The sequence below is a fragment of the Bradyrhizobium monzae genome, from assembly GCF_021458635.1.
Classification (GTDB): Bacteria; Pseudomonadota; Alphaproteobacteria; order Rhizobiales; family Xanthobacteraceae; genus Bradyrhizobium.
This window is the reverse complement of record NZ_JAIRDQ010000022.1, coordinates 1-13303: the sequence shown is the minus strand read 5'-3', so window position 1 is coordinate 13303 and position 13303 is coordinate 1. Positions and strand designations below refer to the sequence as shown.

The 13303-nt window shown below is 58.2% G+C and carries 13 protein-coding genes and 2 pseudogenes; 9 read left to right on the top strand and 6 right to left on the bottom strand.

Annotated features, from left to right (window positions below):
* The first annotated feature begins 12 nt into the window (after positions 1 to 12).
* The 5 genes and pseudogenes from pimD (at position 13) to tnpB (K3F49_RS38515) (ending at position 4887) form a co-directional block, all read left to right on the top strand.
* Entirely contained in the window at positions 13 to 1155 is a 1143-nt protein-coding gene (pimD, locus tag K3F49_RS38540; protein WP_234686069.1) for a pimeloyl-CoA dehydrogenase small subunit, read from the top strand.
* A 336-nt stretch (positions 1156 to 1491) separates the two neighbouring features.
* Positions 1492 to 2667, top strand: a complete 1176-nt coding sequence (locus K3F49_RS38535) for a M24 family metallopeptidase (RefSeq protein ID WP_234686068.1) — start codon at positions 1492 to 1494, stop codon at positions 2665 to 2667.
* A gap of 929 nt (positions 2668 to 3596) precedes the next feature.
* Positions 3597 to 4169 (top strand): annotated as a pseudogene (locus K3F49_RS38525) (IS481 family transposase); the annotation flags it as partial.
* An 86-nt stretch (positions 4170 to 4255) separates the two neighbouring features.
* Positions 4256 to 4681 (top strand): IS66-like element accessory protein TnpA, encoded by a 426-nt coding sequence (gene tnpA, locus K3F49_RS38520; RefSeq protein ID WP_234686067.1) that lies wholly within the window; start codon positions 4256 to 4258, stop codon positions 4679 to 4681.
* A gap of 26 nt (positions 4682 to 4707) precedes the next feature.
* A complete protein-coding gene (gene tnpB, locus K3F49_RS38515) occupies positions 4708 to 4887 on the top strand; it encodes an IS66 family insertion sequence element accessory protein TnpB (protein ID WP_209910881.1) in 180 nt (59 codons plus the stop codon).
* Between the two features lie 6 nt (positions 4888 to 4893).
* On the opposite strand, the gene K3F49_RS38510 is transcribed toward tnpB (K3F49_RS38515), so the two are convergent.
* From K3F49_RS38510 to K3F49_RS39790, 5 genes are all read right to left on the bottom strand, one after another.
* On the bottom strand, positions 4894 to 5337 hold the full coding sequence (locus K3F49_RS38510) for a hypothetical protein (protein WP_234686066.1): 444 nt from the start codon (positions 5335 to 5337) through the stop codon (positions 4894 to 4896).
* Positions 5274 to 7010 carry a recombinase family protein gene (locus K3F49_RS38505; protein ID WP_234686065.1) on the bottom strand — a complete coding sequence of 579 codons (1737 nt, stop codon included), beginning with the start codon at positions 7008 to 7010 and terminating at the stop codon, positions 5274 to 5276. The genes K3F49_RS38510 and K3F49_RS38505 overlap by 64 nt, the downstream gene beginning before the upstream one ends.
* Positions 7007 to 7282, bottom strand: coding sequence for a hypothetical protein (locus K3F49_RS38500; protein ID WP_038388924.1), 276 nt, complete (start codon positions 7280 to 7282; stop codon positions 7007 to 7009). Before K3F49_RS38500 ends, K3F49_RS38505 begins: the two co-directional genes overlap by 4 nt.
* Positions 7283 to 7311: 29 nt before the next feature.
* Complete coding sequence (locus tag K3F49_RS38495) at positions 7312 to 7776, bottom strand: helix-turn-helix domain-containing protein (RefSeq protein ID WP_234686064.1); 465 nt, start codon at positions 7774 to 7776, stop codon at positions 7312 to 7314.
* 118 nt (positions 7777 to 7894) lie between these two features.
* On the bottom strand, positions 7895 to 8212 hold the full coding sequence (locus tag K3F49_RS39790) for a DUF5372 family protein (protein ID WP_452101161.1): 318 nt from the start codon (positions 8210 to 8212) through the stop codon (positions 7895 to 7897).
* A gap of 23 nt (positions 8213 to 8235) precedes the next feature.
* On the opposite strand from K3F49_RS39790, the gene tnpB (K3F49_RS38490) reads away from it, so the two are divergent.
* The 3 genes and pseudogenes from tnpB (K3F49_RS38490) to K3F49_RS39785 all read left to right on the top strand — a co-directional run.
* Positions 8236 to 8418: a transposase gene (gene tnpB / locus K3F49_RS38490; RefSeq protein ID WP_234686063.1), complete on the top strand. Its 183-nt coding sequence runs from the start codon at positions 8236 to 8238 to the stop codon at positions 8416 to 8418.
* 122 nt (positions 8419 to 8540) lie between these two features.
* A complete protein-coding gene (gene tnpC, locus K3F49_RS38485; RefSeq protein ID WP_234686081.1) occupies positions 8541 to 10019 on the top strand; it encodes an IS66 family transposase in 1479 nt (492 codons plus the stop codon).
* Between the two features lie 14 nt (positions 10020 to 10033).
* A pseudogene (locus tag K3F49_RS39785) lies at positions 10034 to 10328 on the top strand (IS481 family transposase); the annotation flags it as partial.
* Positions 10329 to 10646: 318 nt separating this feature from the next.
* On the opposite strand, the gene K3F49_RS38475 reads toward K3F49_RS39785, so the two are convergent.
* Positions 10647 to 11978, bottom strand: a complete 1332-nt coding sequence (locus K3F49_RS38475) for a DUF2817 domain-containing protein (protein WP_234686062.1) — start codon at positions 11976 to 11978, stop codon at positions 10647 to 10649.
* A gap of 905 nt (positions 11979 to 12883) precedes the next feature.
* Between K3F49_RS38475 and K3F49_RS38470 the strand changes: the two genes are divergently transcribed.
* A complete protein-coding gene (locus K3F49_RS38470) occupies positions 12884 to 13303 on the top strand; it encodes an SET domain-containing protein-lysine N-methyltransferase (protein ID WP_234686061.1) in 420 nt (139 codons plus the stop codon).

Here is a 13303-nt window from a genome sequence, read left to right as displayed (position 1 = left end):
CGGGAGAATCAGATGGAGTTTGAGTTGTCCGAGGAGCAGCGGCTCCTTAAGGAAAGTGTGGATGGACTGTTGACCGAAGTCTACGGTTTCGAGCGGCGCAAGAAATACATGAAGGAGAACGCCGGCTGGCGCAAAGCTATATGGGGGCGTCTCGCCGAGCAGGGCCTGCTAGGTCTCCCGTTTGCGGAGAGCGATGGCGGCTTTGGTGCGGGGGCGGTCGAAACCATGATCGTGATGGAGGAGTTAGGCCGTGCGCTGGTGCTCGAGCCCTTTCTGCCGACTATCGTGATCGGTGGCGGATTCCTGCGCCATGGCGGCTCGGTGGCGCAGAGGGCGGCGTATATTCCTTCCATCATCGATGGGGCCAACACCTTCGCCTTTGCCCAACTGGAAAGAAACTCGCGCTACGATTTGGAGAATGTCGTCACGTCCGCGAAGAAGAAGAGCAACGGATGGATCGTCGATGGTGAAAAGTTCGTCGTCATCAACGGCGAGAACGCGGATGTGTTGATTGTCACCGCGCGCACCAGAGGCGCCCAACGCGATAGAAGCGGCATCGGCGTTTTCCTGGTGCCCGCCGATGCGAAAGGCGTCTCCAAAAAAAGCTATCCGACCCAGGACGGCCTGCGTGCTGCTGACATCACCTTCACGAAGGTCGAGGTGGGCGGCGATGCCGCGATTGGCGATCCCGAGAACGCGTTGTCGCTGATTGAGCGCGTAGTTGACGATGCCCGCACCGCGCTCTGCGCGGAAGCGATCGGCATAATGGACGAATCGCTAAAGACCACAGTCGAATATATGAAGACGCGGAATCAGTTCGGCGTGCCGATCGGCTCCTTCCAGAGCCTGCAGCACCGCGCCGCCGATATGTTCGTGGCGCTGGAGCAGGCGCGCTCGATGTCAATGTTCGCCACCATGGCTGCTGATTTCGATGATGCCGGCGAGCGCGCGAAAGCGGTCGCTGCGGCGATTGTGCAGATCGACAAGAGCGGAAAATTCATCGGACAGCAGTCGATCCAGCTCCATGGTGGCATTGGCATGACCATGGACGCCAAGATCGGCCACTATTTTAAGCGACTGACCATGATCTCGAACACGACTGGCGGTGCGGACTACCACCTCAGCCGCGTTTGCGAGAGCGACGCGCTACTGTGATCGTTCTGGCGAGCGAGAGGCCGAAGTCGATCCGACATCGCGGCTCCAACGTACCAGCTCTTGAGCCGATGGGGGCTGGTTGTCCGTCCAGCATACTCTCGACGGCAGCTCTGTCAGCTGCACGTACGTCCTTCATTCATCTATCTTTCACTTCTTGTTGCGCACCGCCGCGCGCGTGCCAAGACGATGATCCGGCCTCTTAGCTGATCGGCGGGTTTGTCTGAGGTCTCGCTTTCCAGAAGTAGATCTGCAACAGAGTTTTCGATGGCCTCTTAGATCACCTTCCGCCAATCTCAACTTAATGCATCCGAGCTGAAACCTGATGGAGCTAAGACAATGACGATCAGCAAAGGTCCGCAAGCTTTCCCGCGAACAGAGTACCTGCGCAGGGTCGCCGCAGTGAGATCGAAAATGGTACAACGAGACATCGATGTACTGGTAGTAACGGACGGCGCAAATATTACTTACCTCACGGGCTACACCGCCAAGTCGCCCAATGACCCGAAAGGAATTGTGCTTTCGATGCACCAAGATGAACCGACGTTCATCTTGCGTAAGATGGATGTGCCGGCAGCCGTGCATCAGACGTTCATGAGGCGCGAAAAGATAGTCGCCTATCCAGAAGCCCTCATGGGCAACCCTGACGTGGATGGCTACGACGCTTTGATCGACCTTCTTTTCGATGTTGGCCTCGCAAATCGCGGCGTAGGGCTGGAACTGGGCGCCCTGTCGGCACATTCAGCCGAGAAGTTCAAGGCGCGACTGCCGCAAGCAAGAATTGTGGATTGCTCCGGCCTGGTAACCTGGATTCGAATGGTTAAGTCCGATCTCGAGATATCGTTCATGAAGGAGGCGGCCGCGATCACTGATGCTGGCATCATGCGTGCCGCGGAAGTGATACGCCCTGGAGTGCGGGAAGCTGACTCGATCGCCGAGATCGTGGCAACGCTGGCGCGCGGCGCCAATGGCAAACCAGGAACGTGGATCGCAACCCCTTTTTTGTGCTCCTCGCCGCGCACGGGGACAAGTCACATCACGTGGAGCGAGGATGCCTTTCGCGAAGGCTCGCAGATAAACCTTGAAATTGCCGGTGTGCGCCATGGCTACACTGCCCCGATCAGCCGCACCTTTTCAATTGGCCACCCCTCCGACCGTCTACGCCGCGTGCATGAGGCTGAGGTCGCCGGCCTGGAGGCGGCGCTGGGCATTGTCCGCGCGGGATGCACCTGCAGCGAGGTCGCTCAAGCAATACATCGTGCGATGGAGAAGCTGGGCGTCAAGAAAGAATCCCGCTGTGGCTACCCTGTCGGCATTGATTGGATGGAGCGGACCGCCAGCCTCAAAGAAGATGACATGACAGTGCTGAAGCCGAACATGACGTTCCATGTGCATTTGGGGAACTGGATGATCGATGAGGAATTCGGGTATGTTATTAGCGAGACTATTCGTGTAGCCGAGTGCGGCGTCGAAGTGTTGACCGGTGCGCCACGGAAGCTTTTCGAGCTTAGTTAGGGAGTCTCCGACGGCTAGTCATCAGTTATTCCCTGTCTGCTGCTTTCCGCGACAAACGAATCCGTTGCCCCAGGTGTCAGCGCAGGGGCTGGAACAGGCGCATCTACCGGAAAGACTCGCGTGGGAAATCCCTCCAAAAAAAACGGACAGGAGTTCCCGAGCGCTCGGGCTCAGATGGAACAAGCGCGCTCGAGCAATTCGGCGACCGCGCGAGTGAAAAACAGATCGGCCTAAAGTCAATCACCGCCGCGAGTCGGCGGAAAGAGCTCGCGTTGCATCAGCTTCAGGACAGTTTGGTTTGAGTCAGCCAAGGCCCTTGGCCGGCTTGCGAGCCATAGACGCCTGGTGTCTCTTCGACAGGTGCTACGCGAGCGCTGGCCGGAGAATCCGCTCTTGCCGTGTGCCTCGTAGCTGCTGCGTGTATGCCGGCATAACTGTGTCGAAGCTGGGAGCTGACCTCCCAGGGCCGGGGCAGGTTTCGAACTACTCCAGGCCGCTGTGCGCAAGAACGCGGTGGTGAGCGTTGGTGAAAGGCGGCGGACTATTCCGTCACAGGATGAACGCACCGAACCGGATAATGATGCCTAAGGGTGGACGATACCCGCTCACGATGCGGGCAGCCGGTGTATAGCCGGCATGATATTCATCATAGACTTCAATTTGGAATCAGAGAACCTAGAGTTAAGGGGAACTCCGCAAGTAGCGCTGCTCCGGGCCGGCCTGACCTGCCACCGCGGCTTGTCGGCGGCATGTTGATCTGAAGCCCTTGCACAACCTGTCAGAGACGTGCTGGCGCCAGCGGTCCGGCGAGGAGCAGCTCGGCGCGTTGATCCAGGAAAGTCTGCCGCTGGCACACAAGACTGGCGCCATCGGTCCCCACGAACTAGGTATTTAGTCCGGAGGCGCATTCTTATCGCACAATTAGGGATGTGCTACGGGAAGTTTTGCACAGCTGCACCGCGACGGAGACAGTCCGTCGAGCCATACCAAATAGTCAAGAGAGCCTGAGAGCGTTCGCCGGGCGCTACGGAATCAACCGAAAGACCGGACCGATGCGAAATGGAAGGAGTGCGCGGCCGTCGCCGATCTCCCACAGGTCCAAAGGAAGCCAAGTCGAAGGTCCTTTCCATTGAGGAGGAGGCGATCATCGTCGCTTTCCGGCACCATTACGCTATTGCCGCTCGACGATTGCCTCTGTGCGCTGCAGCCGACCATCCCGCATCTGACGCGGTTATCTCTGCATCGCCGCCTCCAGCGCCACGGCATCAGCCCGATTGCCGGAGGTCGGGCGGCAAACCTTTGAAAAGAAATTTCTACGCTTACTGGATCGGCTATTTCCACACCGATCTCGCTGAACTCCAGACTGCTGAAGGCAAGCTTTACCTGTACGTCGCCATCGATCGCACCAGTAAGTTCACCTTCGTGCAACTGGTTAAGAAGACCTCCGTCTTGCCTTCCTCGAAGCTCTGATCGCGGCTGTCCCCTACAAGCTCCACACGGTTCGTAAGCGTTGTTTTGACCCCACCTTCTCGTGGTGCGAGGGATAGGCGAGGTTCACGATCTCTTTGAAGGGGATCGGCTCGTGTCTATGCTTGACCATACGCTTAAGTCGGATGCGGCGCCGGGCCGGCTGGAAGTGATCACGGAGGCAGGACGCCGCCGTTGGTTCTCCAGGGATGACAAGGCCCGGATCGTCGAAGAGACGCTGGTGCCAGGTGCGGTGGTTTCCGACGTTGCTCGACGACACGGGTTAACACCTCAACAGGTGTTCACCTGGCGGCGGCAAGCGCGCCTGCCACAGGTAATGAAGGCCGACGAGCCGCAGTTTGTCCCGGCGGTGGTGGATGCAGCCGCAGCGGCGATGGCCCCTGATCGCAAGGCCCAGCGATGCAAAGCCAAGCCGGATCTCGGGAGTATCGAGATTGAGGTTGATGGCACCATCATCCGGGCCGGTCGCGGCGCGGACGCAGCGATGATTGCCGCCATCGTCCATGCGCTGAAGGCAGTTCGGTGATTGGCCCGTCCGGAACTGTCCGGGTGATGGTAGCGACCAAGCCGGTCGACTTCCGCAAGGGAATGGAGGGGCTTGCCATGTTGGTGCGCGAGCACATGAAAGCCGATCCGTTCTCAGGTGCTGTTTATGTGTTCCGTGCTAAGCGGGCGGACCGGATCAAGTTGATCTTCTGGGACGGGACAGGTTTGTGCCTGTTCGCCAACTAATTGGCTTCATACTACAGCCCTTTCTTTGGGATCGGTGCATTTTGAAGAGTTGAGCTGATGAATGATCTCAGCGCGGTGGGCAAGCTGATTCCATCGGCTGCATTGCTTGGCCGGAACGTGCGGTCCTGGCGGTTCATAGAGGCTGATATAGCCATTGTAGGCATGTCTTTTCACGATGCCGTATTTCGCCCATCTGACCAGGGTACTTTCGGTGATGCCGAGTTTGGCGCAGGCCTCCGCTTTTGTCAGCATCCCCCGTTCGCGCAGCCGATCATAGCGAGAGCGCAGAGCATATTGTTTAACAAGATAGATGACCCGCAAATCGGTGAACTTCGCGTCGGCTTTAGCACGGCGTGCTGAGCCGCCGGGGCGGATCCCTCGGTCATTCAGGATGTCAGCGATTTCGGCGCAGATATGATCGTCGAGAAGCTTGTCGACCAGTTCGACCACCTCGGGCGGGTCTTTACCTGTTGTGCGGAGGATTTTGGGTTCTGAGTGGTCAATGTTTCGGTCTTTCCGCCTTTGAAGCGGATGTGGATCCGGGTCTCTCCCTCGGCCGGGAACTTGAGCAAGGTGACGTCTTCGACGAGATAGGCAAGGAGCCGCTTGCGTTCGCGGTTCGGCAAGGTCCGATCACACCAGACTGTTCTGAAGTCGGCCGTCATGGCGATCAATCGATCCCGGATCGCATCGTCGAGCGTCACCCGATCTTCGCACAGAGCACGTTCTCTTTCTTCTCGCACATCAGCCAGCACGCGCAGTTTTTCGTTCCATTCGCGTTCAAGAGTGTCGGCAACCAGGCGGTTGTTCGGATCAACCAGCATGAACCGCCGCTGTGCAAGATCGGCATCGATCTGGGCACGTTCGACGGCACGGAGCCGGAGTTTGTCCGCTTCGTCATGACGCGCTTCGATCTCTTTTCGGATCTCCAATGCTAACTCCACGGCGGCAGGCGTCATTTCGGCGGCGATCAATTCGCCGACCGCTTCGTCGACAGGCCAGCCTGCGATCGACTGACAGTGGGGTTCGCCGCGAGAGGCGTAAGCGCGGTGACAGACATACCAGGTGTCCACCTGGCCGCGTCGGGCCGCGTAACGGGCGCTCATATGACTGCCGCAACGCCCGCATATGACACGCCCTTGTAGTAAAGCCGCGCCTTCGCGCGGTGGCGAAGCGCGGACGGCTTGATAACCTTGGCCATTGGCCTCGAGTACCTTGAGGTTGTGCTGGAACTGCTCCCAGCTGATATAGCCGGGATGGGCGTCCGGAATGCAGGCGAGCCATTCCTTGGGGTCCCGTTTGCGGAGCTGTTTCTTTCCATCGACGGTCCGGCGGTAAAGGCGCTGGCCATAGGCATAGACACCCGCGTAACGAGGATTGTGCAGCATGCGCATGGCGGTCGATGTGGTCAGCTGTTGGAAGACCACTTGTTTGCCGTTGCGCAGACGTGAGGGGAAGAGCAGACCTTCCCTGGTGAACGTCTTGACGGTCTGCGTAGCCGACCCGACCCGCGAGAACGTCTCGAAGAAGTGGGAGATCATCTCCGGGATCTGAGCGTCCGGATCGAGAACGACATCGCCAATCTCATCATAGATAAAGCCGGTCGGCAGAGGGCAACGATATTCACCACGACGCACCTTGTTGAGGATGCCGCCGCGTAATCGGGCCTTGATAACATGCAGTTCAGCTTCGCTCATCGTGCCCTTGAGCCCGAGCAACAGGCGGTCATTGAAGTTGGCCGGGTCGTACACGCCGTCTTCATCGAGGATAAGCGTGTCAGCCAAGGCGCATATCTCTAGCAGTCGGTGCCAGTCTGCATTGTTTCTGGCGAGGCGGGATACCTCCAGCCCCATGACGATCCCCGCGCGCCCCATGCCGACATCGGACACCAAGTGCTGGAAGCCTTCGCGCCATGACGCAGATGCGCCGGATACGCCCTGGTCGCTGTCGATGACGATGATCTGGTCGTCTCGCCATCCAAGTCCGATCGCGCGACCGCGAAGATCGTATTGACGCTTGGTGCTTTCGACGTTTTCCATGACCTGTCGCATCGACGACTGCCGGATGTAGAGATAGGCGCTCCGCTCGAGATGATGCGATTGGACTTTGAGCTTTTCGTTCATGCTGTTTTCCGTTCAGGGGTCGCCATCACGATGGCGGCGAGCAAGTGGATGATTGTGTGTCGCTCGGAAGTTTCGTCCGCGATGGGCAGGCCAGCCCTCAGCGGCACGGCAATGGGTTGGCGCCGACAAGGCTCACGCAAAATCGCACGCGTCCACGCCCACATGCCGCGGTGTAGAAGGATGGTAAGGCCGCTGCGCGCCTCCGGCGGCAAAACGGCGCCGAGCGCGGCTGCGCGCAGTATTTCGTATTGTTCGGTGGCGTTGGACGACATCGTGCAATGCGGTCCCGGGCCACGATTGGTCACGCTGTTTTTTTTACGCCGAGCGCACGTTCGATTGTTCTGGGATGGATATCGAGGCCGAACTCGGTCCGAAGCTGGTTTGCCAGTGCGCGCGCCCGAATGGGTTCGCCGGGCTCCACCTGTGCCTTGAGGAAGGCCAGTACGTCGCCTTGGATCTTGTGTGGCCCGCGCGGTCCGCGTTTCCTGGGCACCAGACCGGCCAGACCCGCGTCCTCGAAGTCCGCTTTGGCCTGGTAGAAAGTTGGCCGAGAGACGCCATATTCGTCGGACACCTCCGTTACCGACATTTTGTCGACCGATACGCGCCGCAGCATTTCGTACTTCACTTGCACGATGTCTCGCGGGTCGAAGAAGTCGTTCTCCTGGAATTTCGGGTCGCCGACTTTCTCCGGAGCCGGATTGAGCATCCCATCCGCCGCCAGAGCGCTGACCTTCGATCGCTTGTGTTTGACGCCGTCCGACACCTGTGTCGCTCTCCAAGGTCGACTCAATAAACGTAACTATTAATATGCCGCAAAAGACTAAATCGTCAAGCACCACGCTGCCGCCTAATGGTGTATTTGATCTATAAATAAGCAACATTCAGCGAAGCGTCCATGGGCTTTGCGGCGTTATTTCTCTTACATTTCCGGCAAAATTTACTTTACAGCTTTTCGGCGTCACACACCTGCCTTGCAACATGAGGCGCTCTACAAGGCCGCTGAGAGCCAGTAGATCGGCGAGACTGCACAGTGCGCGCCCACCCTCGAGATCGGGGCCTGCTGCATCGGTCCATTGCGGCGGAACAGAGCAAATTCGGCCATCGTCAAAGCGCAGCAGCAACAGCTTGCCCGCTCGGTTGCCACGCCTCCCAGCGCAGGCACCTCTCTGACCGGAATACGGATGAAAGGGATGGGTCACCGTCACAAGCTGCAACGGGACTGATGAACCGCTTGCAATTCCAACTGAGTTACAAGCGGCTCGAGGACGGCGTCTTCCGCTGGCCGAAGATCGAGGATGGTGTGATGCGTCTGTCCGCGGCGGAATTGTCGGCGCTGCTCGAAGGGCTTGATTGGCGGCGTGTCCACGAGGCACGGGAGACGATCGTCCCGACGCAAGCCGGATAATTGTGGGCCGCGCTGCGGCGAAGTGAATCAGGGGCATCGAGCACGTCGCCAGGTGGGCGCGAACATGCTCTGATTGGCCTGTGAGCGATAACCTTCCTGATGATCCCGAGACGCTGAAGGCGATGCTGCTTGCCGAGCGGCACGAGAGCGAGCGGCTGCGCCAGATCATCAAGGAGCTGCAGCGTCATCGCTTTGGCCGGAAGGCAGAGTCGCTTCCCGAGGAGCAGATGCTGCTCGGTCTCGAGGACGTCCAACAGGTTACGGCCTGTACGGAAGCCAGCCAAGACGAGACAGCTCCGGAAGGCCGGGCGGAGCGGGCTCGCAAGCGCCGCCACAATCGCGGAGCACTACCGGCGCATCTGCCGCGGATCGAGGTCGTAGTCGACCTCGACGCCAAGACCTGTCCCTGCTGCAAGGGCGACCTGCACCAGATCGGCGAGGATCGGAGCGAGCGGCTCGACATGATCCCGGCCCAGTTCCGTGTTCTCCTCACCCGGCGTCCCAAATACGCCTGTCGCGCCTGTGAAGACGGCGTCAGGCAGGCTGAAGCTCCAGCCCGGCTGATCGAAGGCGGTCTGCCGACCGAGGCAACCGTTGCCCAGGTGCTGGTGTCTAAATATGCCGATCATCTGCCGCTGTATCGGCAGGCCCAGATCTATGCCCGCCAAGGCATCCATCTCGACCGGTCGACGCTCGCGGACTGGGTCGGGCATGCGGCCTTCCATCTCCGTCCGCTGCATGAGCACCTTCTCTCGGCGCTTCGCGCGAGGTCCAAGCTGTTTGCCGACGAGACGACAGTACCGGTGCTCGATCCTGGTCGAGGGAGTACCAAGACTGGCCAGCTTTGGGCCTATGCCGCCGATGACAGGCCCTGGGGCGGTCTCGATCCGCCTGGAATAGCCTACGTCTACGCACCCGACCGCAAAGCCGAGCGGCTGTTCAACCATCTTGCCGGCTTCAAGGGCGTCCTGCAGGTCGATGGTTACAATGCTTACCCAAAGCTTGCCGATCGCGGCGAGGTCGAGCTCGCATTCTGCTGGGTACACATGCGGCGCAACTTCTACGAACTCGCGGTCGCCGGTCCCGCTCCGATCGCCAGCGAGGCGCTGAAGCACATTGCCGCATTCTACGCGGTCGAGAAGGAGATCCGCGGCCGCAGCCCGGAGGAGCGCCGTCTTGTGCGTCAGCAGAAAAGCCGCCCGCTGGCCGATGCCTTCGAGGCCTGGCTACGCGCCAAGCTGGCTCTCATCAGCCAAAAGATCAAGCTCGCCGTCGCCATCCGCTACGCTCTCTCGCGCTGGCAGGGGCTGACGCGCTTCATCGATGATGGCCGCATCGAACTCGACAACAACACGGTCGAACGCTCGATCCGTGGCATCAAGCTCAGTCGCAAGAACGCGCTCTTTGCCGGGTCCGACGGTGGTGCCGAACATTGGGCGGTCATCGCGTCCTTAGTCGAGACCTGCAAGATCAACGACGTCGATCCGCTCGCCTATCTCACCGACGTATTGACGAGGATCGTCAATGGTCACCCAAACCGCGAACTCGACCAGCTTCTTCCCTGGGCCTATCGCGCGCAATCCCTCAAAGCCGTGGCCTGAGAACGACGCTTACCACGGTTCTCACCGAGAATGGGATCCAGTTCACCTGGCCACTGCGCTATGCGGACGGCCGGACGGCAAGATACGTCACGCCAATGTTCGATATGCGCTGCCAAGAGACTCGAACATCGGCTGACCAAGATCAAACATCCTTGGACCAATGGCTAGGTCGATCGCATGAACCGCGCAATCATGGAAGCGACTGTCCAACGCTATTATTGCGACCGACACGATCAGCTCGAAGCTCACCGTTCCGCCTTCATCAACGCTGTTATCGGCGCCCCTGGCTACAATTTGGCCTGCTCCTGCGATGGCTCGCAGCGCTTTTGCGCGTCATTATCCGGATGTTTGCCTAATCTGTGCCGGCACAAAAGATCGCCTAAATCAGCGCTCGTCCGCGTTCTTCACTGCGGACCAAACATTTTTGGACGTGGCTTCACGATAACACATGGCTCTTGCGGGTCCGGACGGAAGCCCGGATTGCAGGGCTAAGCAAGCGGTCTTTCCGGAGCAGTTGGCGCGTCAGTCAGCGTTCGATGCGCTGAATGGCGTTCATGATGCCATGGTTTTGGTCAAGCGAGCTTCACGCGATTCAAGGGCGCTGGAAGCCGACCAACCGCCAAGCTTTCATCGTCGTAGGCCTTCCATCATTTGCCGCTGAATCTGGCGACTGCGGTATAGCATCATCCCCTTCCAATCAGTTCTCTCCGGATAGAAGTGCTGCTTCACGCGTCGTCGAATTTGATAACCAATATCTGTTTCAATCTCGGCTTGTCGATAAGCGTAAAGCCAATGGTCAGCGCGCAATGCTGATCTGGCTGCCTCGGGAGGATAAGTTCCGAACTCCAAGCAAACATAAACGTGCCGATCGCCGAGAAGCCGCTGCCAATAGTCATCCTGCGTACCATTAAGGACAACAGCAGAGGAGGTTCCAACGTCCGGCGATGTGACGGAAGGACCAAAAATGCAGCGTGCGCGTTTATAGCCTGAAGCACCTGATGCCTGCTCGCATTGCAGCTCACCATAGCCATAAGGTCCGAGGCCCGTGTGATAATCGACGACTAAGGCAAACAGACACGACTCGATACTATAGTCCAACGCGATCCGCTCGAGGGTTTGACGTGCAACAGTAGGGCCGAAACCGCCGAAAAACATACCTGTGGGATGCCGGTACTGGCCGGCAGTCCGGGCTTTTCGAAAAGCAATTTCGCCGTGTGCTGTACGGAACTGGTCTATTTTTGTTTCGGCAGCGACAAAAAGGGGGCCGTCCAGTTCACGTGGCACAAGACAATCTGCAAGTAGGTCGTAGTTTTCATTGTGAGGTAAGGTGGCCGTGAAATCGACAAAGTTTCGATTGAGGTCGCAGCCTTCTTGCGTGACCCGCCGATCCCATGCGAACCCATAAGGATTGAGAGCATGGATCAGCAACATCGCTTCATCAGAGTTGAGCCCCTCGTAAGCACGGCAAGCTAGCCAGTCGAGCTGTGCCGCGGATCCGCAATATCCTTCGACGCCATGCGTAGCGGATACCATAACCCCCACTTTTGGGGCGTGTCGGTCTCCGAACCAGGCAACATCGGTCGAGAGTTCTTCCCCAAGAAGTCCACGGGCCGGCGATGGATACGCTGCGGCCTCGCCAACTGCGCTCTCGCTAACATAGTCTCGAAATCTTTGACGAGCTTCGAAATAATTCGATGCGAAATGCTCATTCGCTGAGTCGGCAATGGGGTCGTTCATCGGCTTTCCAATCGAGTTTTCGCGATTAACCTGCGTAGGTACAGTGGTCAGGGCTGCATAGCCTGCTGACGTCACTACAAAGCCAGAAATAACCTTTGAAGTGCTGCGTCGCAGCGGTCCTGCACGGCCCGCCAGATCGATCGCGCTGCCGCATCTATCGAGGTCACCGATCTGGTCAGGATTGCCATCTTGGCCATGCTCTCCTCCGTTACAGAGCCACATTCAAACTCGGCCACTGCCGGGTCTCGCTTCTTTCTTCATCGAAGTCTGCGTAACCCGTCGAACGGCCGCACACGTACCCGTACGTCCGGGTGTAGGAGCAAAGTAATCGGTCAGACCCGAGTAGCGCATCCCGCACCATTGTAGCCGCTGTCCAACCTTGAATCGATCCGTGCGCGAGGAAATGCGGCTTCGCCGGATAGAGCGCTGAGACCTTGCCAATCGAGTACAGCGCCACAGGCTTGCGAAACGCGCCCATCATCACGGTCAAAGGAGTTTCTGCCCTATGGGTGAATGAATTCTCGACGTATATCGGCATACTTGGCCATTTTGACTGTAGGGCGAGCACAACCTGGGTTCCCGGGTCACTCAAATCGTATTCGATGATTGGTGCGTTCACGCCGCAAGCAATGCGTTGGCTGCTCTATGTTGTATCCAAAGTACGTCCCATGCGGCCAAAGTCACCCACCCGGATTGGTAGCTGCCTTCCTGGGTAGGCATCAGGAGTTTGGGGACGAGCTATAGTCACTCGCGAAAGCGAAGTATTGGCTAACGAGAATGTTCAATGAAAGACTTGAGTGTTGTCCCGGAGAAGGCGCGCCCGATCGCTGATCAAGTGATGTGCTGGCCTGCGCGAAAGTCCAGTCAGCGCCTCGTCGGATAGTGTATGGGTCGAGCGCGGCGGATGAACCGCTGGAATGCGCCGCTCCAGCAGCACATAGCTTAAAAAGCCTTCCGCGCGCCGATCTTCTGCGCATCGCTTACCCCAAAAGAAACAAAATAGATGTACGGAATCACACTCTAACCATCCCGCAAACGGCTCCTTCAGCATCCCGCTAGCAATGCAGCTTTTACGAACAGACCAGTGAAAGAAGCGGTCAATGCTAAGCACCAAGAGGGCACACACGATGGTCGACAAGGTCTTTGATCGCAGCAACGCGGTGTATGTCAAAACTGTGCCACGAAAAGGTCGTGGCGTATTTGCAAATGTTCCTTTTAAGGTTGGTGATGTAATTGAGCGCGCTCCAACGTGGGGATTTGATGATACTCAAGCCACGCTGCTAGATTGTACCGGCGTGTTGCAGTACTACTTCGTACGGCATGATCGGCATCTCAAAGGGGACCCTCTAACAGGTTACGTTGTTTTCGGATTGATCTCGATGGTGAACCACTCTTTCAACCCGAATGCACAAATACTGTGGACCGATGCAGCATCCGGCGCGTGGGCGAGCATTGTGGCAACAAAGAACATAAGGGTGGACGAGGAAATAACACACCACTACACGAATATCTCTTCTTATCCTCACGCTATCGAATTTATCGACTAG